The sequence below is a fragment of the Nakamurella sp. genome (assembly GCF_044224575.1).
In the GTDB taxonomy this organism is placed as follows: Bacteria; Actinomycetota; Actinomycetes; order Mycobacteriales; family Nakamurellaceae; genus Nakamurella.
This window is the reverse complement of sequence record NZ_JBGAKE010000026.1, coordinates 23,209-47,802: the sequence shown is the minus strand read 5'-3', so window position 1 is coordinate 47,802 and position 24,594 is coordinate 23,209. Positions and strand designations below refer to the sequence as shown.

Below are 24,594 nucleotides of genomic sequence, written 5' to 3'. Positions count from 1 at the left end.
GGCCGGGACGGGTGACGACGCGAACGGATCAGGCGCCGACGGCCGCGTTCACCTCGGCCGGCGTGTTCTCCGCGGCCACGAGCTTGTGCACCAGCCGCATCTTGTCCAGCACGGCCGGCGGCAGGACGAACGGGTACAGATCCTTGTGCCCCATCGACCGGTTGATCATGTTCAGCGACCAGGCCAGCGGGAGCCACAGCGCGATGATCCGGTCGAAGCCCACGTCACCCGGCAGCGCATGGGTGGCCGCCGCCCCGGCCGGCGCGAAGCCGAACGCGGCCGCGGTGTCGATGGTGTCCCGGATGTGCAGGTAGTGGGCGAACGTCTCGGCCCAGTCCTCGGCCGGGTGCATGGTCGCGTAGGAAGAGACGTAGGTCTCCTCCCAGCCCTCCGGTGCGCCCTGCGAGTAGTGCCGGTCCAGCGCCTCCTGGTAGTCCAGATCCGGGTCGCCGAACAGCGATTCGAACTCCTGCCGGGCGGGTCCGGTCTCGGCCAGCACGAAGAAGAAGTAGTGGCCGGTCTCGTGCCGGAAGTGGCCGAGCAGCGTCCGGTAGGGCTCGTCCATGGAGATCCGCAACTGCTCGCGGTGCACGTCGTCGCCCTCGGCCAGGTCCAGCGTGATGACGCCGGAGTCGTGCCCGGTGATGACGTTCTCGTGCTGGCTGGACAGCAGGTCGAAGGTCAGCCCCTTCTCCGGGTCGGCCTCCCGGTCGTTGATCGGCAGGCTGAGCTCCACCAGTTCCACGACCAGTCGCCGCTTGGCCGCCTCGGCCTCGGCGAAGGCGGGCAGCGCCGGGTCCCCGTCGGCGGGCCGGGTCCGGGTCAGCGAACACGAGCGGCACAGCGGCTCACCGTCCACCGGAACCAGCCAGTTGCACGCGGCGACGTGCAGGTTCGCGCACATCTTCCGGGCCGGCCCGGTGGTGGTCACCCCGTCGGGCCCGAGGGTCGCGAAGTCTCGGGCGGCCAGGTCGAAGCCGAGGGAATTGCCGCAGTTCAGGCACACCGAGTTCTCGAAGGCCAGTTGTTGGCCGCAGTGCGGGCAGGCGAAATCGCGCATGGGTGGTTCTCCAGGTTGTCCGGGTCGGTCGCGGTACTGTCCCCACGCTGGGACTCGCGGCATGACGGGCAGCCTCACTGTAGTGGGCTGCCATCCTCCGGGTACCCCCGCGCAGACATCTCAAACCCGGCAATCCGACTACGGCGGTCAGGCCGCCGGGGCCCGGAGTTGACGCAAGATCTCCTCCAGGAACTCGGCGGCGCCGTCCTCGTCGTGCCGGCCGATCACGGCCCGGGCCGCCGACCGAGCCTCCGGTCGGGCGTTACCCATGGCGACCGGCATCCCGATCCGATGCATCCAGATCGCGTCGTTGCCGCCGTCGCCGGCCCCGGCGGCCAACGCCGGGTCGACGCCCCACCGGTCGAACAGGAACTCGATCGCCGCCCATTTGCTGGCGTCGGGCCCGGACAGCTCCCAGAACTGGTCCATCGAGCGCGTCGCCCGGGGGACGAGCCGAGCCATTGCGGGGGCAACCGCGTCCAGCTCGTCCCGGGTGCCGAAGATCATCGTCTTGACGACGGTGTCCGGCTCGATCCGGTCCGGCGTCCCCAACGAGACCTCGGAATCGTTGATGACGGCCATCGCATCGGCCAGCGCCTCGTCGGTCGCGTAGATGTGCCCGGCCGTCCACCAGGTCAGCGGCCGGCCGGTGATCCGGTGCACCTCGATCATGGCGGCCATGTCGGACTCGGGGACGGTGCGCACCCAGATGTCGTCCCCGGTCGCCGGGTCGGTGATGACCGCCCCGTTGCAGCTGATCTGCGCGCTCCGCAGGCCGGCCGCCCGGGCGATGTCGCGGACGTTCGACCGGGTCCGCCCGGTGGCCAGCACGACCGGCACCCCGGCCTCGTCGAGCGCGCCCATCGCCCGCGACGTGCGTGCGGAGACCCGATGATCGGCGCCGGCGATGGTGCCGTCGACGTCCAGGACGACGGCCGTGGTGCGGGACAGGTCCAGCGGTGACGCCATGTGTGTTCCTCTCTCACACGCCGACAGCGTGCCTGCCGCTGGGCAGCCACGCTGTCGGACGGTGGTGCGGGTCGATCAGGCGAGCACGCCGCCCAGCGCCAGCACCACCAGGGTGGCCGGCCAGATGGCGGTCGCCGGCGGATCGATGTGGGTGTTGCCGTGGTCGTGGAAGAGCCGGGCGCCGACCTCGGCGAACCAGGCCGACATCATGCCGAACAGTGCGCCGATGATCAGGGCCGCCACGTAGTTGCCGCCCACGATCGGCAGGAAGGTGATCGCGCCGAGGGCGGCGATGATCGTGATGTGGTGGGTCACCGGGAAGCTCAGGCCCAGGCTGAGGAACAGCAGTGATGCCGCCGACAGGCCGAAGGTCAGGTACAGGGTCGGCCCCAGGGTGTCCGGGTACAGCTCGTGCAGCTTGAGAGCGGTGCCGGCGGCGAACAGCCCCGCACCCAGGCCGAGAATGCTGTTGGGAATGAACTTCTCATGGTAGCGCACCCAGGCGGTCTCGTCCTTGGGCGCGAACCGGCCCCAACCCGCACCTTCCGGCAGGTTGCCGAAGATGCTGGACCGGCCGAAGGCGAGCCGCACGATCAGCGCGGAGATGAACACGGTGAACGCCACGGTATCGGTGTGCGTGCCGAACCACGGGATCTTTGCCACGCCAAGCTGAACCAGGTACCCGCCGGCGCCGAACAGCGCGCCGACGATGAGCACGTCGGGCTTCTCGATCGAGATGAGCGGGACGGCGATGTCCTTGCCACCGACGTCCTTGGTGCGACGAGCGGCGTAGGCGGCCGCCGCGACGCCGCCGGCGAACGCGACGTGCGGACCGAAGACCGGGCCGAAGGCGACGGTGTTCAGGAAGTCCGCGGAGCCCCCGGAGAGGAGGATGCCGGTGCCGGCGATGACCATGAAGCCGGTGAAGATGAAGGAGTGCAGGGCGCCGATCGCGGCGGCGAAGAACCCGCCGCCGAGGGCCAGCAACAGGGAAACGACATCGAACATGGGTGGCCTTCCGTACTCGTACCACGTTGTCGGGACGGAACTTTGCCCCGTCGCTGTCGATCAGGGCGCTTCGGGAACAGTACAGGTACATACAAGTCTGTACAAGACTTGACCGGGTCGGATTCGGACGGCACCGGCCCGCCGATGGACGTCCCGCCGGCCCACCCCTTCCGGGGCCGTAGCCCGGTGCCGTCCTCGTCGTGGGACGGCACAGCGGCCGCCTCGGGCCGGACCGATGCCGGGATCTCCGGCCCGCATCCGGGTCCTGATCATGGCCCTCCGACGCACCCCGGGCAAGCCCGGCGCAACCCTGGTGCAACGTTTCGACGCCGCCCGCCCTCGCTCCGAAAAGCTTCCCCGAGAGACCATTTCGCATCGATGCCGGTCGGATTCACCGGACTGGGACGTACAAGTCCGTACACGTCTTGACCTCTCCGAACGACCGATCTACGTTGGTCTCACTCCCCTATGGAACGCGGCCACCGGAGTACCCGGACCCGCCGATCACAGTTGCTCGACAGAGAGGGAACCACGTGAGCAGGTACATCCTGGGCATCGACGAGGGCACCACCGGTGCCCGCGCATTCGTGATCAACGAGGAGTGCGAGGTGCTCGGCGTCGCCTCCGCGGAGCTCACCCAGCACTACCCTCGGCCCGGCTGGATCGAGCACGATCCGATGGAGATTCTCTCCATCCAGATGGAGGTCATCCGGGCTGCGCTGCGCAAGGCGGGCCTGCAGCCCTCCGACCTGTCTGCCGCCGGCCTGACCAACCAGCGCGAGACCGGCATCGTCTGGGAGAAGGACACCGGCCGGCCGATCCACAACGCCATCGTCTGGGCCTCCCGGCAGACCACCCCCGTCGTGGAGAAGTGGGTCGAGCAGGGTTTCGGCGAAATGATCCAGGAACGCACCGGGCTCATCCCGGATGCCTACTACACCGCTTCCAAGATCCGCTTCATCCTGGATGCCGTCCCCGGCGCGCAGGAGCGGGCCGAGAACGGCGAGCTGCTGGCGGGAACCGTTGACACCTGGCTGATCTGGAACCTCACCGGGCGCAAGGCGTTCGTCACCGATTACTCGAACGCCTCCCGCACCATGATGTTCAACCTGGAGACGCTCAAGTGGGACGCCGACCTGCTGGCGGCCTACAACATCCCGGTCGGCATGCTGGCCGAGATCGTGCCGTCCGACACCGTCGTCGGTGACCTGAGCGCGACGTTCGGCGCCGAGGTGCCGATCGCGGCCAACATGGGCGACCAGCAGGCCGGCCTGTTCGGCCAGGCCGCATACTCCCCCGGTCAGAGCAAGATGACCTACGGCACCGCGGGCGTGCTGAACATCAACTGCGGCACCACGCCCCAGCGCGTCGCCGGGTTGACCCCGAGCATGGCCTGGGGGGTGGAGGGCACACACGCCTACGAGATCGAGGGCGTGCTGTTCGCCATGGGCAAGACCATGCAGTGGCTGCGGGACGACATGAAGCTGATCCACGCCGCGCCGGACTCCGAGTGGTACGCCGGCCAGGTGCCCAGTACCAATGGCGTCTACCTGGTGCCGGCCTTCACCGGCCTGTCCGCGCCGGACTGGGATCCCTACGCGCGGGCCGCCATCATCGGCATCAGCAATGCCACCACCCGGCTGCACATCATCCGGGCCGCGGTGGAGTCGATGGTGTTCCAGACCCGGGACGTGGTCGACGCCGCTCTGTCGGGGGGCGGCGGCACCATCACGATCCCGGAGCTGCGGGTCGACGGCGGCGCGGTGAAGAACAATTTCCTGTGCCAGCTGCAGGCCGACGTCCTGGGCATCCCGGTCCTGCGGCCGGTCATCTCGGAGGCCACCGTCTTCGGTGCGATGCTGATGGCCGGCCTGGCCACCGGCATCTACTCGAGCCTGGACGAGGTCGCCGGCAAGTGGAAGCTGGACCGCCGGTTCGAGCCGAGCATGAGCCGCGACCAGGCCGACTCGATGTACGCCGGCTGGCGGGAGGCCCGTGACCTGACCCGCGGCTGGGCCAAGAAGGTCAACACCGACTGACGGACGGCCGTCGGCACGCCGGCGTGCCCGCACCACGGGCAGCCTTGCCTCCGCACGCCGGTTCGCTGATCAAAGCCGCGCCGCCGGCGGACATTCGTCCCATTCGGCGCGGCTTTGATCAGCGCAGCGAGGGCCCGCGAACGCAGCGGGGCCGGCGGACGACAACAGGGCCGGGACGACGGGTGTCGTCCCGGCCCTTGTCGGGACGTGGGCGGTCAGCCCGCGGTGGCGTCCTGCGGGAGCCGCCGGGCGACGCCGCCGAGCAACCTGGTCCGCACGTAGTCACGATGCGCCCGGACCTGCGCGTCGACCTCCGACGACGACCAGCCCAACAGCGGCGCCGCGACCTGCGCAACCGCCCGGTCGATGTCCAGGCCGAGGGCCGGGTACAGGCCGACCATCGTGCGGCGGTGCAGGATGTCGGCCAGTCGGACCGCCCCCTCGACCTGCACGGCCATGGTCACCTCGGCCACCAACACGGCGCCTTCGCCGGTCCCGATCAGCCGGGCCTGCCCGGCGTCCTGACCGATCAGCGCGAGCAGGTCGGCGCACCGGGCCCCGTACACGGCCAGCAGCCGGTCCACCACCGGCTGGGGGAACGGCAGCCGGCCGCGGAGCCGCCGCGCGGTCGCGGGCCAGTCCTCGACCCCGCCCGGCAGCGGGGTGTGCGCGGTCCGCGACGCCGGCAGCGTTCGGCCGAGCATTCCGGCGGCCTTGTCCACCGTCTCGGTGCCCAGGCTCAGGTGCGGGGTGAGCTTGCCGCCGACCACGCTGATCAGGTTCGCGATGGTGTCGTGGGTCAGGATCAGGTGGCTGCGCGGGATGTTGCCACTCTTGACCCCGGGCCGGTAGGGCAGCGGCCGCACGCCCGCGTAGCTGAACAGCACGGAGGCCGTCGTCAAACCGGCCTCGGGGATCAGATTGTTGGTTTCGGCCAGCAGGTAGTCGATCTCGGCCTCGTTGCCGGCAATGGCGTCCAGGTCGCCGTCGAACCGGTCGTCGGTGGTGCCGATGAGGTAGCGGCCGTTCCACGGGATCACCAGCACGGCGCGGTTGTCCGACCGGGCCTCGTAGTAGATGGCCACGTCCGGCGCCCCCGGGAACGGGTCGACGACGATGTGCGTGCCCTTGGTGCCGCCGATCATCCGGTCCAGCCCCAGCCCGGCGTCGGCCTGGTCCACCCAGGGCCCCGCCGCGTTCACCACGACCCGGGCGCGCACCGGGTGGTCGGTGCCGGTCAGCTCGTCGTGCACGGTCAGCCCGACCGCGCGGCCACCGTCGACCGTGATGGACGCGGTCGCATAGGTCAGCACCGCCGCGCCGGCGGCCGCGGCGGACATCAGGGTCTCCAGCACCAGCCGTTCGGCGAACACGACCTGGCCGTCGTAGTAGCGCAGGCCGGCGGACAGCCCGTCCGGATTCAGCGAACCCAGCTCGACGGCCACGGCCTTGCGGCCCAGCGCGCGGTGCCGGGGCACCGACTTGCGCAGCGACAATGCGTCGTAGAGCACCATGCCGGCGCGGAACATCCAGCCGGGCTTGTGGTTGTGCCGGTAGACCGGCACCACGAACGGCAGCGGGGTGACCAGGTGCGGCGCGATGTGCAGCAGCCGCTCGCGGTCGTGCAGCGACTCATGCACCAGCCGCAGTTCCCCGTGCTCGAGATAGCGCAGGCCGCCGTGGATCAGCCGGCTGGACCAGGACGACGTGCCCGACCCGGCGTCCGCCTTGTCGACCACCAGCACGGACAGGCCGCGGGTGGCCGCGTCCCGCGCGATGGCCGCGCCGTTGATACCGGCACCCACGATCGCCAGGTCGAATTCGGTGCCGGCCAGGGTGGTGGGGGAAACCCGGGCGAGTTCATTCATCGGTCAGGCCCTTCCAGGCAGACTGGGGCGAACGGGAATCGGTCGCACGGTGCGCGCCGTCGACCAGCGTACCGGTTGCTTGTATGTACAAGATAGAACAAGATGGTACGACCCACGTCGAGTTGAGCGCCACGGAGGATTCGCCCATGCTGCCAGCCACCCTGGTCGGCTGTAGCTCCAAGAGCTACTTCACCGCCGCGCAGGCCCGGGCGTGGGGCCCGCGCGTGCTCGACGGGGTCGCCGAAGCCCCGCAGGGGGCCACCGGCCTGTTCTGCTGCCCGTCCTTCCCGCTGATCCCCACCCTGCTCGAGACGCTCGGCGCGGGTGGCGGTCTGGTCGGCGCCCAGGACGTCTCGCCGTACCCGCCGGGCCCCTTCACCGGTGAGGTCAGCGCGCAGCTGCTGGCCGAGCTGGGCTGCCGGTTCGTGATGGCCGGCCATCCCGAGCGGCGCCGGCTGTTCGGCGAGGACGACGACACCGTGCACCGCAAGGTACTGGCCACCGCCGAGGCCGGCCTGGCCCCGATCATCGTGGTCGGCGAGGACGTCGAGGGCAGTTCGGCGGCGGGCGCGGTCGGCGCCCAGCTCGACCGATGGCTCGACGGGTTCCCGGCCGGCGCCGAGATCCTCGTCGCCTACGAGCCGGCCTGGGCGATCGGCCGGCCGCAGCCGGCGCCGCCGGCCCACGTCGCCGAAGCCATCGCGACCGTCCGGGAGCTGATCGCCCAGCGGGACGTGCAGGCCCGGGTCGTCTACGGCGGCAGCGCCCAGCCCGGCACCTTCGGTGATGTCGCGGAGGCGGCCGGCGAGAATACCGAGGGCGTGCCGGACGGCCTGTTCATGGCCCGGTTCGGCGTGAACGTGGACAATTTCCTGGCCATCGTCGGCGAGGTCCGCGCCGTCGCGGACAGAATTGGCCGCTAGGTTGACTATACAAGTCCATACATGTCCGTTACCATGAGCTGACCGGCAGTTCACGGACGCCCGACCCCGTCGACCGTGTTCGACCACCACGATCGAATGACTCAGTTGCCAGCTGGACGGCCCCATCACCGTCCACCGGTCCGGAAGGATTGACATGACCATCGCCAAGACCGTCGACCTCGTCGTCGCCGCCAAGAGGGCCGGGTATGCGGTCGCCGCGGTCAACATCGTTGACGACCTGTCGATGCGCGCCATCATCGCCGCCGCCGAGCAGGCCCAGTCCCCGATCATCCTGCAGACCTCGGTCAAGACCGTGAAAAGCATGGGTGCCGAGATCATCTCGGGGATCTACCAGCACGCGGCGGGCAATGCGTCGGTGCCGGTCGCGCTGCATCTGGATCACTGCCCGGACCGGTCCGTGATCACCGAGGTGATCCGGCACGGCTGGACCTCGGTGCTGTTCGACGCCTCGGACCGCCCGCTGCAGCAGGCCTGGGACGAGACCCGCGAGGTCGTCGCCGAATGTCACGCCGCCGGCATCGGCGTGGAGAGCGAGATCGAGAACATCGTGGGCGTCGAGGACGGCGTCGGCTCGGACGAGGCCACCCACTCCTACAGCAACGCCAAGATCGTCGAGGTCGCCGACGACACCGGCACCGACCTGCTGGCTCCCGCCCTGGGCACGGCGCACGGCCTGTACAAGGCCTCCCCCGTCCTGCAATACGACCGGGTGGCCGAGATCGGCCGGCTGACCGACAAGCCGGTCGTGCTGCACGGCGGCACCGGCCTGTCCCCCGAGGACTTCCAGCGGTTCATCGACAACGGAGTCGCGAAGATCAACATCTCCACCACCATCAAACTGGCCTACATGCACGCCGCCCGCGACCACATCGCCAAGGCCGAGCAGACCGGCAAGTGGGAGCCCGTCAAGATGTTCGACGACATCAACGCGGCCGTGCAGGCCACCGTCATCGAGCACATCGGCGAGTTCGGCAGCAAGGGTGCCGCGGGCGGGGTGTCGGCCTGATGCCCGCGCTCATTCTCGACTGCGACGGCGTCCTGGCCGACACCGAACGCGACGGCCACCTGGTCGCGTTCAATCAGACGTTCCGTGAGCTCGGGTTGCCCTTCCAGTGGTCGCAGGAGGAGTACGCCGAACTGCTCAAGGTCGGCGGCGGCAAGGAACGCATGCTCGCCTACCTGCGCCAGCACCCCGAACTGGAGTTCGGCACACCGGAGGAGACCGCGGCCAAGGTCGCCGCCGCGCACCAGCGCAAGAGCGAGGTCTACATCGATCTGGTCGAGCGGGGCGCGCTGCCCGGCCGCCCCGGGGTCAAACGCCTCATCGAGGCGGCACTGGACGCCGGCTGGCAGGTCGCGGTGGCCTCGACGTCCGCCACCAAGAGCGTTGAGGCCGTGCTGGTCTCGGTGGTCGGACCGGAAACCCGGGCCCGGATCGCCGGGGTCTGGGCCGGCGACATCGTGCCGGCCAAGAAGCCGGCCCCGGATATCTACCTGCTCACCCTGCGGGAACTGGGCCTATCCGCCGACGACGCCGTGGTCGTCGAGGACTCCGAGTCCGGAGCCAAGGCCGCGGCCGCGGCCGGCCTGCGGCACATCGTGACGGTCAGCTCGTTCACCGCGCAGGATCCGTTCCCGGCCGCCGCCGTCGTGGTGTCCGACCTGGGCGAACCGTCCGCACCGGCGCAGTACCGGGCCGGCGCCGATGTGCGTGCGGACGGCATCATCACCGTGGCCTCGCTGCAGCGGATTCTCACCGAGACCGCCGCCCCGGCCACCGCGGTCTCCGCCTGAGCCGGGCGGTCGAGCCTGGTCGCCCGCCCGGGAACTCCGGGCGGGTTCGTGGACCTACAGGTCGTAGTGGAACTCCAGGCGGATCTTGTCCCCGCGGAACAGGATGCGGGAGTACTCGAACCGCTGACCGAGCGAATCGGAGATCTCCTGCCGCAGCAGCAGCAACGGCGTCGTCCGCCTGATCTTGAGCAGCTTGGCCTCCTCCGCCGACGGCAGGGTGGATTCCAGGCTCTCGTCCACCGAGCTCATCCGCAGGGCGTACTCGTCTTCCAGGATGACGCACAACTGCCGGTTCACCAGATCGTCGGCGGCGAGTTCAGGCGCCAGCTTCTGCGGAACGAAAGAGGTATGCAGACTGATCGGTTCGTTCTCCACCATCCGGACCCGACGGAGCCGGTAGACCGGGTCTTCCGGCGAGATCTTCAGGTGCTGAGCCACTCTCGCGTCGGCGGTGACGACGTCACTGGACAGCACCCGGGTGGTGGTTGCGTAGCCCAGCTGTTCGAGCTGCTCGCGGATGCCCTGGTAGGCCGGCGACCGGGTGCCGATCTTGCGGTGCGCGACAAAGGTGCCCTTGCCCTGCACGCGGAACAGCAGCTCCTCGTTGACCAGCTGGGCGAGCACCTGGCGCGCGGTCATCCGGCTGATGCCGTACATCCGGTTCAGCTCGTTCTCCGACGGGATCTTCTGATCCGGCTTCCACTCGCCGCGCTCGATCTTGCCCCGCAGCACGTTGGCCAGCTGGATGTACAGGGGCGTCGATCCGCTGCGATCCAACGTCACCAGTGGCTCGTCGGTCTGTAGGACGGTCATGATCGGACAACCTCCGAGCCGAGCATCGTTTCCCCCTGAATGACGTGGAGCTGTGCACAGCGACGGCGACTTTCACACAGCATGGACAGATTGGCCCGAATTGTACGTCCGCGCACTCACCGAACGCGCTCGACACCGACCTCCGTTGCCGCACCGCCGCCGGATCGAGACCGGGAGGATCAGGAATCGCATCTTGCCAGCTGAACCTATACATGTATAGAGTTGTATAGCAAGACCGGCGGCCCGCCGCCGGTTGTCAGGTCAGGATCTCGACGAGGAGAGGGTGCGTTGACCATCGCCCCGGACCGTCCCGGAGATCCTCTCCCGCCCGACCAACCGAAGGAATCTCCCGATGCCGCAGACGTCGCCCCTCAAGCCGCTTGCCCCGTGGGTCGCCCTGAGCTCCACCGACGCCGATTGGGACGCGATCGAGCCGGCCGTCCTGGACACGATGCTCGCCCAACTGCACCTGATCCGCGCATTTGAGGAGGAGGTGCTCGTTCTCGCCGGCCAGAAGCTGGTCAACGGGCCCGCGCACTCCTCGATCGGCCAGGAAGGCGGCGCCGTCGGATCCATCCTCCCGCTCGTGGCCGACGACCAGGTCAACGGCTCGCATCGCGGCCATCACCAGTTCCTGGCCAAGGCCTTCGGTTTCGTCTCCCCCGACGGCATTGACCCGCGCAAGCCGCTGAGCGACAAGGTGACCGAGGTCCTGTACAAGAGCATGGCCGAGATCGCCGGTCTGGCCGACGGCTACTGCCGTGGGCGCGGCGGCTCCATGCACCTGCAGTGGATGGAAGCCGGCGCCATGGGCACCAATGCCATCGTCGGCGGGGCAGTGCCGTTCGCCGCCGGTTTCGCCTTCGCCGACAAGCACGCCGACACCACCAACGTCTCGGTCACCTACTTCGGCGACGGCGCGACGAACATCGGGTCGGTGCTGGAGACGATGAACCTGGCCGCGGCCTGGAAGCTGCCGGTCTGCTTCTTCATCGAGAACAACCAGTACGCCGTCTCCACCACCGTCGAGGAGGCCACCGGCGACTCGCGGCTCTCGGCCCGCGGACTGGGCTTCGGCATTCCCAGCTGGAAGGTCGACGGCATGGACACCGTCGCCGTCTACCTGGCCATGCAGCAGGCGCTGGAAACCATGCGGCACGGCGGCGGCCCGACGGTCATCGAGGTGGACACCTACCGCTACTTCCACCAGAACGGCCCGTTCCCGGGCAGCGCCTTCGGCTACCGGGCCAAGGAGGAGGAGCAGAGCTGGCGCGACCGCGACCCGATCGCCAAGCTCGAGGGCCACCTGCTGCGCCGGGGTCTGTACACCGAGGTGGAGCTGGCCGGCGTCCGCAAGTCGATCAAGGGCGCCCTCGGCGAGATCGGTGGCCGGCTGGTCGAGCAGGACCCGAACGGCAAGCCCGGACAGCAGCGCATCCGGCCCGAGCTGTGGCCGGACCCGGCGTTCGTCGACGTCGGCATCCGCGGCGACCTGTCCTCGTTGGACGGGCTGACGGTCCGGGAGAACTCCGACTTCGACGAGTCCGAGCTCGAGAATCGCAAGTACGTCGACGTCGTCGCCGACGTGATGGGCGTCCGGATGGCCGAGAACGGCCGGATCGTGGTCATGGGCGAGGACGTGCACCGGCTCAACGGCGGATCCCGCGGCGCCACCAAAGGCCTGCGCGAGAAGTACGAGGATCGGGTCTTCGGCACCCCCATCTCCGAGGCCGCATTCACCGGCCTCGGCGGTGGGCTGGCCCAGGACGGGCGCTTCTACCCGGTCGTCGAGCTCATGTACGCCGACTTCATCTGGGTCGCCGCCGACCAGATCTTCAACCAGATCGGTAAGGCCCGGCACATGTTCGGCGGCGACCACGACATGCCGCTGCTGATGCGCATCAAGATCGGCATCAACACCGGGTACGGCTCGCAGCACTCGATGGACCCGGCCGGCATCATGGCCACCTCGCCGGGCTGGCGGATCATCGCTCCGTCCAACGCGCTCGACTACGTGGGCCTGGTCAACGCGGCCATGCACCTCAAGGACCCGGTCGTGGTGCTGGAGCACGACGCCGACCTGTACAAGTCGTCCGGCCCGGCCCCCAAGTCCGACTGGAACTACATCCTGCCCCCCGGCCAGGCCGCCATCCGGCGGGCGGGGTCGGCCGTGACGGTGCTGTCCTACCTGGCCATGGTCGGCAAATCGATCGAGGCGGCCGACAAGGCGGGCGTCGACGCCGAGGTCATCGACCTGCGGTGGCTCGACCGGGCGAGCCTGGACTGGGACACCATCGAGCAGAGCATCCGCAAGACGAACAAGGTCGTCATCGTCGAGCAGGGCTCGCTGGGCACCTCCTACGGCGGCTGGCTGGCCGACGAGATCCAGCGGCGCTACTTCGACTGGCTGGACGCGCCCGTCGGCCGGGTGGTCGGCACCGAGTCCTCGCCCAGCATCTCCAGGGTGCTGGAAGCGGCCGCGCTGGCCAATGTCGACGACATCGCCGACGCCCTCACGTCCATCTGACCTGCTCACCGACACTCATTAAGGACGACTGAGAACATGGCAACACTGTTCCGGATGCCCGGCGTCTCGGCCGACGCCGACGAGGCGGTGCTGGAGGCGTGGACCATTACGCAGGGCGCCACCATCACCAGCGGGCAGGCGATCGCCTCGGTGGAGACCGAGAAGGCCGTCGTCGAGGTCGAATCCGACATCGATGCCGTCGTGCACGCCCTGCTGGTCGCGAACGGGGCCACCGTTCCGGTCGGCGACCCGATCGCCGTTCTGCTCGAGATCGACGAGGATCCCGCCGAGGGCGAGAAGCTCCTGGCGCAGCTGGGTGTGGGCACCGACGCGCCGGCCGAGACACAGAACGCGATCGCCTCGGCGCCCGAGGAGGCCCAGGCGCCACCGGTGTCGGCCGCGGCGACCCAGGTGGACACCGTCGCCCCGGCGCCCCCCACCGGCACCAACGGTGGGGCACCGGCGGCCGACCGCAACGGTGGTCGGGTCTTCGCCAGCCCGATCGCCCGCAAGCTCGCCCGGGAGAAGGGCATCGACTTCGCCACGCTGACCGGCACCGGCCCGGGTGGCCGCATCGTCCGGGACGACGTGCTCGCCGCGGCCGACCAGGCGCCCGCCGCCCCGGCAGAGTCGCCCGCCGCTCCCCCGGCGGCCGCCCCGGCTCCCGCGGCCGCCGCACCGGCGCCGGTCGTCCGGCCGGGCTGGGCGGCCACGCCGCACAGCCGGCTGCGCAAGCTCGTCGCCTCCCGGCTGCAGGCGTCCAAGCAGCAGGCCCCGCATTTCTACCTGCGCGTCTCGCTGCGGGTGGACGAGCTGCTGGCGCTCCGGGCGCAGCTCAATGCCGGCGGCACCGAGCGGATCTCGGTCAACGACTTCTTCGTCAAGGCCGCGGCCAAGGCGCTGATCGACGTGCCCGAGATGAACGTCGTCTGGTCCGAGGAAGCGGTCCTGCAGGCCCCGCAGGCCGACGTGGCCGTGGCCGTGGCCAGCGAGCGCGGCCTGGTCACTCCGGTGATCACTGGCATCGAGAATCTCTCCCTGTCCAGCCTTTCCCGCAAGATCAAGGATGCGGTGGGGCGGGCGAACGACGGCAAGCTGCAGCAATCCGAACTGGAGGGCGGCACGCTGACCATCTCCAACCTGGGCATGTTCGGCGTGGAAGAGTTCGACGCGATCATCAATCCGCCCCAGGCCGGCATCCTGGCCGTCGGCGCGGCGGTCCGGCAACCGGTCATCGGCGACGATGGCGAGATCACGGCAGCGACCATCGTCAAGGTCGTGCTGTCGGTCGACCACCGCCCGGTGGACGGTGTGATCGGCGCGACATGGCTGGCCCGGTTCAAGGAACTGATCGAGCACCCGATCCAGATCATCGTCTGACCGCACGCGGCCTGGTCCACCAGGACCGGCCGTGCCGACAGGAACGCAGTGTCGAACAGGAACGCTGTGTCGAACAGGAACGCTGTGTCGAACAGGAACGCTGTGTCGAACAGGAAAGGGAGCTCGTGCCGGCACCGGACCGTGGCTCGGTCATGCCCAAGGGCGTCAACGGCCTTGACGTCGACCTCAGTACCGCCATCTTCGATCTGGATGGCACGGTCTACCTGGGCGACGCGTTACTGCCGGGCGCCCGGCGGTTGATCCAGACGCTGCGGGACACCGGGGTCCGGACGGTGTTCTGCAGCAACAACCCGACCAGGTCCCCTGTGACCTACGCGGACAAGCTGACCGGACTGGGCATTCCCACCGACGTCGACGACGTGTTCACCAGCCTGAACTCGACGGTGCGGTGGGTGAGCACGACAATGCCCGGCGCCCGGGTCTTCCCGATCGGCGAGCAGCCGCTCGTCGACGCGCTGACCCGGGCCGGCGTGTCGATCTGCGACGATCCGGCGCGGATCGACCTGGTGATCAGTTCCTACGACCGGACCTTCGACTACCGCAAGCTGCAGATCGCGTTCGACGCGTTGTGGTTCCATCGGCGGGCCCGGCTCGTCGCCACCAACCCGGACCGGTTCTGCCCGTTCCCGGGCGGTCGGGGCGAGCCGGACGCGGCGTGTATCACCGCGGCCATCACCGCCGGCACCGGCATCGAGTGCGAGGCGGTGTTCGGCAAGCCGGAGCGCGGCCTGTTCGACATCATCGCCCAGGCAACCGGTCTGGACCCGTCCCGGACGGTGATGTTCGGCGACCGGCTGTACACCGACATCAGCTTCGCCCGCCGGCACGACATGATCGGCGCCCTGGTGCTGACCGGCGAGACCGACCGCGACATGCTCGCGGCGGCGCCGCCGGAGCTCCGTCCGGACATCGTTCTGGATCGCATCGACGACCTGCTCGAGCTCATCCGGCGACCCGCGGAGGCCTCCTCATGACCGCCGCCCCGCCGCGGACCGCCGCCGAATTCGCGGCCGCCTGGGACCTGCCGATGCGGACCATCCGGTCCATGCCGGGGGCGCTGGACGCCCTCCCCGACGTGGCGGCCGAGCTGCTGCCGGCGGGCGAGCTGGGGCTGCTGCACGACGGCATTCCCAAGGCGGTCGGCGCATCCGACGTGCTGACCGCCGTCCGGGACCGGCTCGCCGGCCGGTCCGTCCGGACGGTCACCGCCGCGGTCGGGGCGCACGGCGTCGTCCTGGACGAGGCCACGGTGCGCGCCGCCGTCGACGGCAGCCGCGGCGTCACCGGGCTGATCTCGGTGGGCTCGGGAACCGTCAGCGACCTCGGCAAGGCGGTCGCCGCCGAGCTCGATCTGCCGCTGGTCGCGGTGCAGACCGCGGCGTCGGTCAACGGGTACGCCGATTCGCTGTCCGTCCTGGTCCGCAACGGGGCCAAGCGGACGCTGCCCACCACCTGGCCGCGGGGTTTGGTCATTGATCACGACGTGGTCGGTCAGGCGCCGCGGGCCCTGACCCGGTCGGGCATCGGCGATGCGGTCGCCGCCTGGGTCGCCCCCGCCGACTGGTACCTGGCGAACGCGCTGGGCATGGACCAGGGCTGGGACGAGGACGCGATCGCCCCGGTGGTGCGCGCCGCCCAGCCGCTGATCGACCTCGACCCGGCCGAGCCGGCCGCGCTGGCGGCGTTGCTCGACATCCTGACGATCGGCGGGCTGGCCATCGGCCACACCGGTTCCACCGCCGGGCTTTCCGGCGTCGAACACCTGATCAGCCACCTGCTGGACATGGCCGCGATGGCCGCCGGGACCGGGCACGACCTGCACGGCGCCCAGGTCGGGGTGGCCACCGTGGTCTCCTGCGCGCTCTGGGAGATCGCCCTACAGGACATCGATCTCGGCTCGCTCGAGCCGGCCGCCCTGGTCCCGCCGGAGGATCTTCAGGAGCGGGTGCTGGCCAGCTGGGCAGGCCTGGATCCCACCGGCCGGGTCGGCGCCGAATGCTGGCGTTCGGTGCGGCGCAAGTTCGACATGTGGGCCACCAACGGCGGCGCGGTGCGGGCCTTCTTCGACGACTGGCCGCGGCACGAGGCGATCCTGCGCCGGCTGGCGCACCCGCCGGAGAAGCCGGCGACCGCATTGGCCAACTGGAGCGCGACCCGCACGTTCTCAGCCCTGACCCCGGCGGTCGACGCGAAGCTGGCCCGGTGGGCCCTGCGCTCACTGCCGTTCATGCGGGACCGGTTCACCCTGACCGATCTGCTGCTGCTGGCCGGGCGCTGGGACGATGCCCTGATCGATCGGGTGCTCGACCGCGCGGCGGGGGCCGGAGGCGGGCTGTAGGACCGCGTCGAGAAACCCGCCAGACATGTATGTACAAGTATAGAGATGTGACCTAGACTACCGGGGACCGCCTCGCTCGCCGCCGAGAGGAGTCCGTGACCCGTTCCGGTAGCCGTTGCTACCCGGCGATTCTCGCCGTCCACTGCTGCACATCTCACCTCAAGGGACATCGATGAGCTCGATTCAGGCATTCGTCGGCATCGACGCCGGCACCACCGGCTGCACCGTGATGGTCTTCGATCAGCACGGCAACCGCCTCGGCGAGGGATACCAGGAGTACCCCTGCAACTCGCCGCGCGCCGGCTGGATCGAGCAGGATGTCGACGACGTGTGGCGGGGCATCTGCGCGGCCAGCAAGCAGGCCGTGGCCGCCGCCGACCTGCCGGCCGATGCCTACCAGTCGGTCGGCTTCTCCAGCCAGCGCGGCACCTTCATCGTGCTGGATGAGGAGAAGAACCCGCTGGCCCCCTCGCTGGTGTGGAACGACGGACGCGCCCTGAAGTATCAGGAGATCTTCGCCGAGACGATCTCCGCGGAGGACTATCAGACGCACACCGGCATGCAGCTCTCGCCGCTGTGGTCGGCGGCGAAGTTCGCCTGGTTGCGCGACAACGAGCCGGAACTGTTCAGCCGGACCCGCTGGTTCGCCAACGGGCAGGAGTACTTCCTGTACAAGATGGGCGCCGACGAGTGGGTCACCGACCCCGCCTCGCTGACCCTCAACGGGATGCTCGACATCGAGAAGCTCGACTGGAGCGATCAGATCCTCGAGCTGTGCGGGGTCGACCGCGACCGGCTCCCCCCGGTCGGTATCCCCACCGGTAAGGCCGGTGTCGTCTCCGCCGCGGCCGCGTTCGCCACCGGCATCCCCGAGGGCGTGGCCCTGTGCCGGGGCGCCGGCGACCAGCAGTGCGCCGCCATGGGCGCCGGCGTGGTCGAGCAGGGCCAGGCCGAGTTCACCGTCGGCACCGCCGGCGTCATGGTCGCCCACCTGGACAGCCTGGACCGGATCCAGGGCCGCAACCTGTGGTGGGGCGGGCACGCCGTGCCGGGCGCCTGGGACATCGAGGGCGGCGCGTTCGCGCTCGGTGCCAGCCTGAAGTGGTGGCGCGACAACATGGGCATGGAGGAGCAGGTCGAGGCGGACAAGAGCGGCCGCAGCGTCTACGCGGTCATGGTCGAGAAGGCCCTGACCTCGCCACCCGGGGCCAACGGCCTGATGTTCCACTCGTTCCTGACCAGCCAGGTCACCCCCTACTACGACGCCGCCTCCCGCGGCGGCTGGATCGGGCTGGGGCTCTACCACACCCGGGCCGACATGCTGCGGGCCCTGCTCGAGGGCTGCGCGCACGAGATGCGCATGGTGGTCGATGCTTTCAACTCCGACATCAAGGGTGGCATCACCGACCTGCGGCTCACCGGGGGCGGCACGAAGTCCGACGGCTTCGCCCAGATCATGACCGACGTCATCGGTCAGCCGACCAAGGTCACCAGGGAGCGCGAGTGCACCGTGCTCGGTGCCGCCATTCTGGGCGCCTTCGGTTCGGGCTCGTTCGCCTCGATCGACGAGGCCGTCGGTTCGATGGTGAACGTCGAGTCCGAGTTCACGCCGAACGAGAAGACCCGGGCGCTGTACGACGAGGCGAACAAGATCTACCGCGGCCTGTACGAGTCCATCGCGAGCGGCGGGCAGTACCAGGCCCTGTCGGACTTCTCCAGCCGCTACTTCTAGACCGCACGCCGGTGTCCGGTCGCGGGGACGCCTCCCTCCGACCGGGGACCCGTCGCGCCGCGGGCGTCGGCACGCCGTCGACTTCCCGTCCGGGCCCACCCGCCCGGCGACCCGGCTCTCCGGCCGGACTGCCGGTCGCGGGTGGGCCGCTCGGCGTTCGGCCCGGCGGTCGTCGGTCCGAGTGCTGATCCGGGTCATGTTCAGGTCCGGCCGGCCGGGTAGGTACGGTAACCCCGGTTGGCTCCGTCGTGGTCGATCGTTGGGTCGTCCGGGTCCGACGGAGTGGGAGCTCGCCCAGCTGTCCCGCGAGGAAGGAGCGACCGGGTGGCCGGATCCGAGGCACGGTCGACACCGCGGATCGGCCCGCCCCTGTCGTTCTCCGCTCGGGTCCGTCGCCCGCGACTGGATGCCACCCTCGATCGAACCTTCGACCGGCACCTCACCGTCGTCGTGGCCGGACCCGGCTTCGGCAAGACGAGCCTGGTGCACGGATGGGTGGAACGGCATCGCACGACCCACCGCGTCGCCTGGCTGACCCTGGACCGGTCCGACGACTCACCGCCTGCGTTCTGGACCGACGTCCTGGCGGCGATCCGGGCGACCGGCGTCGTGCCCGCCGGCAGCGCCCTGGGTGAGATCCAGCCGGCCACCGTCTTCGGCGCGCGGGAGGTGGACGGCGTGCTCGCCGCGTTCGCCGACCTGTCCGAACCAGTCGTGCTGGTACTGGACGACTTTCACCTGATCACCGATCCGGAGGTGCTGGACTCCTTCGCCACGTTGCTCGCGCGACGCCCACCGCGGCTGCGGCTGGTCATCACGACGCGCGCCGACCCGGTGCTGCCCCTGCACCGGCTCCGCGCCGCCGGGCAGCTGACCGAGATCCGCGGCCGGGACCTGGCCTTCACCCTGGAGGAGGCGGCCGCCCTGTTCCGGTTGGACGGCTTCGACCTGCGTCCGGATCAGGTCGAACAACTGCACCGGCGCACGGAGGGCTGGTCGGCCGGGCTCCGGCTGGCGTCGATGTCGATGGATCGCGACGACCCGACGGCCAGCATCGAACGCGTCACCGGTAGCAACCGAGCCATCGCCGAGTACCTGATCGGCGAGGTCATCGGCGGGGCGAGTCCGGCCGATCGCGAGTTTCTCCTGCGAACCAGCATCGTCGATCGGGTGTGCGCCGACCTCGCCGACCGGCTGACCGACCGGACCGACGGCGCCGAGGTGCTGCAACGGTTGGTCTCGGACAACGCGTTCGTGACCGCGCTGGACGACCGGTGGTTCACCTATCACCCGCTGCTGCGCGAACTGCTCCGGCACCGGCTGACGATGGACCACGGCGACCTGGTCCCCGAACTGCATCGGCGAGTCGCGGCGTGGCTGGTGCAGCACGGCGAGCCGATCGACGCGTTGCGCTACTCGATCCTTGCCCGGGACTGGGACGGCGCGGGGCGCACCCTGCTTTCCTGCGTCACTCTGATCGTCTCCGTGCAGGCGGCAGCGCTCGCGAGCGCGGTCGAACCGATGGCCCGCCGAGCGCTGACCGAGCCCGGGTTGTATGTGTTGATCGCCGCCTGCGCGTACCACATGGAGGGCCGGGACTACGCGGCGATGCACCAGGACACGGTGGACGCCCGCCAGTTCCTCGACGGTGCACCGGACCACCTGCGGGCCACCGCCGAGGTCGTCCTCGACCTGTTCGACACCGCCTATTTCCGGATGACCTGCGACGCGGACGCCCTGCTGAGCCTGGCCCGATCGATCGAGCGCTCGCTGGACGGCGCGACCGTCCGCGAGCTTCCCCTCATCGAGCACTTCCAGGCGATCATGGCCACCAACCTCGGGGTGGCCCTGTTGTGGACCGGTGATTTCGCGGGCGCCGGCGAGGTCTTTGCCGAGGCCGACCGCCAGCTGGGCGAGGTCGGGCTGGAGATCAGCCTGCTCAACACGGTGGCCCAGCAGTCCATTCTGGATGCGATGCTCGGCCGGTGCCGCCGGGTGGACCAGCATGCCGGCCAGACGGCCCGCCTGGTCGAGCGCCGCGGGTGGGGTTCCGAACCGCAGGCGCTCGGCCTCTACCTGGCGCTCGGGCTGTTGCACCTGACCCGCGGGGACCCCGATGCGGCGGACCGGTCGGTGAAGCGCGGACTGGCCATCAGCGGGCGTCGTTCCGACCGGATGGTGCGGCTGGGGTTGGCGATCGCCGCCGTGGAGATCGCGATCCTGCGTTCGGACGCGGCCGCCGCGCTCGAGGCTGACGACCGCCTGCGGGCGGGCCTGGCGGCGACCCCGGCCGCGCCGAGTCATATCCGCACGTGGGCCATCATCGCCGGAGCCAACGCGCTGACCCTCGCCCATCGCCCTGCGGAGGCCATCAGCCGGCTCGGAGATCCGTTGCCGGGCCGCAGTTTCCGCTCAGGCTGGCAACGGGTCGCGCTCGCCCGAGCGCACCTGGAACTGGGCGCCACGGCGGCGGCGGAGTCGGTCCTGCAACCGGTGATCGAACCGGGCTGGACCTGCCGAGAGCCGGTCGTCGCCGCCCGCTTGATCCTCGCCACCATTGCCGAGCGGCAGCACCGAGACCCGGTCGCGCACGAACACGTCACGGCCGCGGTCGACCTCGCTGCGCCCGAGCGCATTCGCCGGCCCTTCCGGCAGCTGTCCGGCCGGCTGCACGGGTCCATCCGCCGGTACCTGACACTCGACGGCCAGCACGCCGATTTCGTCGGCGAGTTCCTCGACGCCCCGGCCGTGAACCCCGACAACGACACCCGGATCGAGCCGCTGACCGAACGGGAACTGACCGTCGTCAAGTACCTGCCCACCATGTTGAAGGCCGCGGAGATCGCCGCCGACCTCTACGTCTCGGTCAACACGGTCAAGGCTCACCTGCGCTCGATCTATCGCAAGCTGGACGTCACCAACCGTCGCGAGGCCGTCGAGCGCGCCCGGGCCCGGGGCCTGCTCTGACGTTTCGCGAGCCGGGACGCGCCGGCCGGCGATCCGATCCGGATCACCCGGCGGCCGCCCTCACTGCGGCCGGACCTCCAGCACCACCTTGACCCCTCGGCCGACGAGCTCGATGCCCTTCTCCCATTCGTCCAGTGGCAGGGTGGCACCGACGATTGCCTCGACGTCGACCTGCCCCTGCGCCATCAATCGCAGCGCGGTCCGGTAGCTCGAGGCGCGCTTGCCGCGGGAGCCGACGAGCTCGAGCTCGTGGTTGAGCAGCCGGGCGACGTCGACGGCCGGCGGGGTCCGGAAGAACGCGAGCAGCACGATGCGCCCGCCGCGCCGCAGCAACGGCATGACGCCTTCCAGGACCCCGGATCCGCCGCTGCATTCGAACACGGTGTGCGCGCCGTAGCCGTCGGTCAGTCCCTTGACGTAGGCCGCGACGTCGGTGGTCTCGGAGTCGACGACGTGCGTGACGCCCATCCGCTGGGCGAGCGCCAACTGGTCGGTGTGCCGGGACCGCCCGACCATCACCACCGTGGCCCCCGCGGCCAGGGCGACCTGGGCGCAGAGCTGACCGATGGCACCCGGGCCGATCACCACGACGACCTCGCCGGCCAGCACCGGGCTCTGCTCGATCACGGCGTGCACCGAGACGGCCAGCGGTTCGGTCAGCGCGCCGGCCAGCAGGGAGACGTTGTCGGGCAGCTTGTGCACGGCCAGGGCGGGCATCACCAGCTGGTCGGCCAGCCCGCCGTCGGCGGTGGTCCCGATGCCCAGCCGGTGGGGACAGCGGTTGTACTCCTCGCGCCGGCAATACGCGCACGTGTGGCACAGGTAGGCGTCGGTCTCCACCGTCACCCGGTCACCGACCGCCAGATCGCTGTCGACGTCGGGCGCGATCGCGCTGATCACGCCGCTGACCTCGTGGCCGAGCACGCGCGGTACCCGGCCATGGTCGTGCCCGCCCTCGATGGCCAGCCGGTCGGTGCCGCAGATCGCGACGGCCGCCACGTCGATCAGGATCTGCCCGGGGCCGAGGGCCGGCGCGGGGACGTCCCGCAACTCGACGTTGCCCTGGCCCGAGTCGAACTTCACCAATCCACGCATGAGCATGGATCGTATCGACACCGGAAGGCCTTGGCTAGACATGTATGCACACGTACGAAATCGGTAGGACATGTCTATTGCGCTTGGCCATGCCGCCCGTCACACTTGACCGCACACCGCTGGTTGATGCGCGGAATCTCCTGAAACGACCTCACCGCAGAGGAGCAACATGGCCGAGTACATCATCGGGTTGGACGCGGGTACGTCCGTCGTCAAGGCCGCGATCTTCGACGTCAACGGGAACGAGATCGCCCGCGGCGCGCGCAGTGTGCCGATCACCAATCCGCAGGCGCACCTGGCCGAGGAGAACATGGACGAGGTCTGGGTCGCCGGGACCGAGGCCATTCAACACGCTTTGACGAACAGTTCCGTGCGGGCCGACGAGATCGTCGCGCTGAGCGCCACCGGGCAGGGCGACGGCACCTGGCTGATCGGGGCCGACGGCAAGCCGAAGGGGCCGGCCTACCTGTGGACCGACGGCCGGGCCGGCGACATCATCGACGGCTGGTACCTCGACGGCACCGTCAGCAAGCAGTTCAACATCTCCGGCACCGGCCCGTACGCCGGCACCACGTCGGCCCTGCTGCGCTGGCGCCAGGACAACGAGCCCGAGATCCTCGAGGGCGCCACCAACCTGTGGTGCAAGGACTGGATCGAGTACAACCTGACCGGCGACGCATCGACCGACGCCTCCGACGCCTCCCTCGCCGGCATCGATGTCCGCAACCGCCAGTGGTCGGACGAGGTCAACGCCGCCTGGGGCTTCGACGAGCGGACCCGCCGCGCGCTCCCACCGATCAAGAGCCCGGTCGACCAGATCGGCACCGTCACCGCGCACGCCGCCGGCGTCACCGGCCTGGCCGAGGGCACCCCGGTGTTCAAGGGTCAGATGGACATCACCGCCTCCTCGCTGGGCGTCGGCGTCGCCCGCCCGGGCGACTGCATGGCGGTCATCGGCACCGCCGGCATCGTCACCGTCGCCACCGACAACCTGGGCTCGGAGATCCTGCCGGCCGACGTCGGCTGGGTCATCCCGCACTCCCCCGACACCTGGATCCGCGCCCTGGGGATGAACTGCTGCACACCGAACCTGGACTGGTTCCTGCGCGAGTTCGGCGACCCGTTCCGCCGGGAGGCCTCGGCCCAGCCCGGCGAGGTCGGCCTGTTCGATTACCTGGACGCGAACATCAAGGAGGTGCCGATCGGCTGCGGCGGCGTCATCTATCACGGGTACCTGGCCCCCGGCGGCGAGCGGGCGCCGTTCGTCAAGCCCAGCGCCCGTGGTTCGTTCAACGGCATCACCGGTAGCCACGACCGCTGGCACCTGCTGCGTGCGGTCTACGAGGGCGTGGCCTTCGGCATCCGCGACTGCCTCGACGCCATCCCGACCCAGGTCGACACCGTCCGGATGGCCGGCGGCGGCGCGAACAGCCACGTCTGGTCGCAGATCTTCGCCGACGTGCTCGGCCGCCGGATCATCATCCCGGCCGGCTCCGAGTTCGGCGCCAAGGGCGCGGCCATCGTCGCCGGCGTCGGCGCCGGGATCTACAGCAGCTACGGCGAGGGCACCGACCGAACCGTCAACATCGTCCGCGAGTACGAGCCCGACCTGCGCAAGACCGCCGTCTACGACGACTTCTTCGGCGTCTACCGCGACATCCGCACGTCCACCCTCGCCTCCTGGGACGCCCTGCAGAGCGCGGTGCGCAAGTCGGCCGCCCTGGTCTGAGCCCGGCCACGACCCATCCGCCCACGAGCCCGCGAACGCCGACCTCGTCGTCGGCGCCGCGAGCTCGCGGCATCCCCCCCTTCCCGCGCGGATCAACAACGCAGGCGCGGACGAAGTCGCCAACTTCTGTCCCACCATTCACATTTCGCGTCATTTCATCCGCGCAGAACCGGACGACCGGTGGACAACTCCACGCCGCGGCCGGGCATGTTGCACCGGCGCGCGGGTGCACCGACCCCGCCGATCCCGTGTGCACAATCGCGCGGATGAAATCGGCAACACGGTGCACATCCGTCACATTTCGCGTCAG

Annotated in this window: 17 protein-coding genes; 11 read left to right on the top strand and 6 right to left on the bottom strand. The window is 69.9% G+C overall.

Annotation, left to right across the window (positions count from 1 at the left end; translation table 11 throughout):
* Positions 1-28 precede the first annotated feature (28 nt).
* The 3 genes from ACILSK_RS21915 to ACILSK_RS21905 form a co-directional block, all read right to left on the bottom strand.
* Entirely contained in the window at positions 29-1,060 is a 1,032-nt protein-coding gene (locus ACILSK_RS21915) for a putative zinc-binding metallopeptidase (protein ID WP_395729312.1), read from the bottom strand.
* A gap of 147 nt (positions 1,061-1,207) precedes the next feature.
* Positions 1,208-2,029 (bottom strand): HAD-IIB family hydrolase, encoded by an 822-nt coding sequence (locus tag ACILSK_RS21910; protein WP_395729311.1) that lies wholly within the window; start codon positions 2,027-2,029, stop codon positions 1,208-1,210.
* Between the two features lie 75 nt (positions 2,030-2,104).
* Complete coding sequence (locus tag ACILSK_RS21905; RefSeq protein ID WP_395729310.1) at positions 2,105-3,037, bottom strand: hypothetical protein; 933 nt, start codon at positions 3,035-3,037, stop codon at positions 2,105-2,107.
* Positions 3,038-3,570: 533 nt separating this feature from the next.
* On the opposite strand from ACILSK_RS21905, the gene ACILSK_RS21900 reads away from it, so the two are divergent.
* On the top strand, positions 3,571-5,076 hold the full coding sequence (locus ACILSK_RS21900) for an FGGY family carbohydrate kinase (protein ID WP_395729309.1): 1,506 nt from the start codon (positions 3,571-3,573) through the stop codon (positions 5,074-5,076).
* A gap of 215 nt (positions 5,077-5,291) precedes the next feature.
* Here the strand turns inward: ACILSK_RS21900 and ACILSK_RS21895 are convergent, their stop codons facing one another.
* Positions 5,292-6,944 (bottom strand): FAD-dependent oxidoreductase, encoded by a 1,653-nt coding sequence (locus ACILSK_RS21895; protein WP_395729308.1) that lies wholly within the window; start codon positions 6,942-6,944, stop codon positions 5,292-5,294.
* A 146-nt stretch (positions 6,945-7,090) separates the two neighbouring features.
* Between ACILSK_RS21895 and ACILSK_RS21890 the strand changes: the two genes are divergently transcribed.
* The 3 genes from ACILSK_RS21890 to ACILSK_RS21880 all read left to right on the top strand — a co-directional run bounded on the left by ACILSK_RS21890 (position 7,091) and on the right by ACILSK_RS21880 (position 9,682).
* Positions 7,091-7,867, top strand: a complete 777-nt coding sequence (locus ACILSK_RS21890) for a triose-phosphate isomerase family protein (RefSeq protein ID WP_395729307.1) — start codon at positions 7,091-7,093, stop codon at positions 7,865-7,867.
* A 154-nt stretch (positions 7,868-8,021) separates the two neighbouring features.
* Entirely contained in the window at positions 8,022-8,894 is an 873-nt protein-coding gene (locus ACILSK_RS21885; RefSeq protein WP_395729306.1) for a ketose-bisphosphate aldolase, read from the top strand.
* A complete protein-coding gene (locus ACILSK_RS21880; RefSeq protein WP_395729305.1) occupies positions 8,894-9,682 on the top strand; it encodes an HAD-IA family hydrolase in 789 nt (262 codons plus the stop codon). Before ACILSK_RS21885 ends, ACILSK_RS21880 begins: the two co-directional genes overlap by 1 nt.
* Before the next feature lie 54 nt (positions 9,683-9,736).
* Here the strand turns inward: ACILSK_RS21880 and ACILSK_RS21875 are convergent, their stop codons facing one another.
* Positions 9,737-10,495, bottom strand: a complete 759-nt coding sequence (locus ACILSK_RS21875) for a GntR family transcriptional regulator (protein WP_395729304.1) — start codon at positions 10,493-10,495, stop codon at positions 9,737-9,739.
* Positions 10,496-10,847: 352 nt separating this feature from the next.
* Here ACILSK_RS21875 and ACILSK_RS21870 point away from each other — a divergent pair, with 352 nt between their 5' ends.
* The 6 genes from ACILSK_RS21870 (at position 10,848) to ACILSK_RS21845 (ending at position 21,460) form a co-directional block, all read left to right on the top strand.
* Positions 10,848-13,022, top strand: a complete 2,175-nt coding sequence (locus ACILSK_RS21870) for a thiamine pyrophosphate-dependent enzyme (protein WP_395729303.1) — start codon at positions 10,848-10,850, stop codon at positions 13,020-13,022.
* Positions 13,023-13,058: 36 nt separating this feature from the next.
* A complete protein-coding gene (locus ACILSK_RS21865; protein WP_395729302.1) occupies positions 13,059-14,402 on the top strand; it encodes a dihydrolipoamide acetyltransferase family protein in 1,344 nt (447 codons plus the stop codon).
* A 152-nt stretch (positions 14,403-14,554) separates the two neighbouring features.
* A complete protein-coding gene (locus ACILSK_RS21860) occupies positions 14,555-15,397 on the top strand; it encodes an HAD-IIA family hydrolase (protein WP_395729338.1) in 843 nt (280 codons plus the stop codon).
* Positions 15,394-16,761 carry an iron-containing alcohol dehydrogenase gene (locus tag ACILSK_RS21855; protein WP_395729301.1) on the top strand — a complete coding sequence of 456 codons (1,368 nt, stop codon included), beginning with the start codon at positions 15,394-15,396 and terminating at the stop codon, positions 16,759-16,761. Before ACILSK_RS21860 ends, ACILSK_RS21855 begins: the two co-directional genes overlap by 4 nt.
* A 172-nt stretch (positions 16,762-16,933) precedes the next feature.
* Positions 16,934-18,493 carry an FGGY-family carbohydrate kinase gene (locus ACILSK_RS21850; protein WP_395729300.1) on the top strand — a complete coding sequence of 520 codons (1,560 nt, stop codon included), beginning with the start codon at positions 16,934-16,936 and terminating at the stop codon, positions 18,491-18,493.
* Positions 18,494-18,817: 324 nt separating this feature from the next.
* Positions 18,818-21,460, top strand: a complete 2,643-nt coding sequence (locus ACILSK_RS21845) for a LuxR C-terminal-related transcriptional regulator (protein ID WP_395729299.1) — start codon at positions 18,818-18,820, stop codon at positions 21,458-21,460.
* Positions 21,461-21,520: 60 nt separating this feature from the next.
* Here the strand turns inward: ACILSK_RS21845 and ACILSK_RS21840 are convergent, their stop codons facing one another.
* A complete protein-coding gene (locus ACILSK_RS21840) occupies positions 21,521-22,555 on the bottom strand; it encodes a zinc-binding dehydrogenase (RefSeq protein ID WP_395729298.1) in 1,035 nt (344 codons plus the stop codon).
* 169 nt (positions 22,556-22,724) lie between these two features.
* On the opposite strand from ACILSK_RS21840, the gene ACILSK_RS21835 reads away from it, so the two are divergent.
* Positions 22,725-24,284, top strand: coding sequence for an FGGY family carbohydrate kinase (locus ACILSK_RS21835; protein WP_395729297.1), 1,560 nt, complete (start codon positions 22,725-22,727; stop codon positions 24,282-24,284).
* The last annotated feature ends 310 nt before the right edge of the window (positions 24,285-24,594 follow it).

Bases quoted from the DNA above. Each gene is read 5' to 3' on its own strand.
- ACILSK_RS21915 (WP_395729312.1), bottom strand. From the start codon at position 1,060: ATGCGCGATTTCGCCTGCCCGCACTGCGGCCAACAACTGGCCTTCGAG.
- ACILSK_RS21910 (WP_395729311.1), bottom strand. From the start codon at position 2,029: ATGGCGTCACCGCTGGACCTGTCCCGCACCACGGCCGTCGTCCTGGAC.
- ACILSK_RS21905 (WP_395729310.1), bottom strand. From the start codon at position 3,037: ATGTTCGATGTCGTTTCCCTGTTGCTGGCCCTCGGCGGCGGGTTCTTC.
- ACILSK_RS21895 (WP_395729308.1), bottom strand. From the start codon at position 6,944: ATGAATGAACTCGCCCGGGTTTCCCCCACCACCCTGGCCGGCACCGAA.
- ACILSK_RS21890 (WP_395729307.1), top strand. From the start codon at position 7,091: ATGCTGCCAGCCACCCTGGTCGGCTGTAGCTCCAAGAGCTACTTCACC.
- ACILSK_RS21885 (WP_395729306.1), top strand. From the start codon at position 8,022: ATGACCATCGCCAAGACCGTCGACCTCGTCGTCGCCGCCAAGAGGGCC.
- ACILSK_RS21880 (WP_395729305.1), top strand. From the start codon at position 8,894: ATGCCCGCGCTCATTCTCGACTGCGACGGCGTCCTGGCCGACACCGAA.
- ACILSK_RS21875 (WP_395729304.1), bottom strand. From the start codon at position 10,495: ATGACCGTCCTACAGACCGACGAGCCACTGGTGACGTTGGATCGCAGC.
- ACILSK_RS21870 (WP_395729303.1), top strand. From the start codon at position 10,848: ATGCCGCAGACGTCGCCCCTCAAGCCGCTTGCCCCGTGGGTCGCCCTG.
- ACILSK_RS21865 (WP_395729302.1), top strand. From the start codon at position 13,059: ATGGCAACACTGTTCCGGATGCCCGGCGTCTCGGCCGACGCCGACGAG.
- ACILSK_RS21860 (WP_395729338.1), top strand. From the start codon at position 14,555: ATGCCCAAGGGCGTCAACGGCCTTGACGTCGACCTCAGTACCGCCATC.
- ACILSK_RS21855 (WP_395729301.1), top strand. From the start codon at position 15,394: ATGACCGCCGCCCCGCCGCGGACCGCCGCCGAATTCGCGGCCGCCTGG.
- ACILSK_RS21850 (WP_395729300.1), top strand. From the start codon at position 16,934: ATGAGCTCGATTCAGGCATTCGTCGGCATCGACGCCGGCACCACCGGC.
- ACILSK_RS21840 (WP_395729298.1), bottom strand. From the start codon at position 22,555: ATGCGTGGATTGGTGAAGTTCGACTCGGGCCAGGGCAACGTCGAGTTG.
- ACILSK_RS21835 (WP_395729297.1), top strand. From the start codon at position 22,725: ATGGCCGAGTACATCATCGGGTTGGACGCGGGTACGTCCGTCGTCAAG.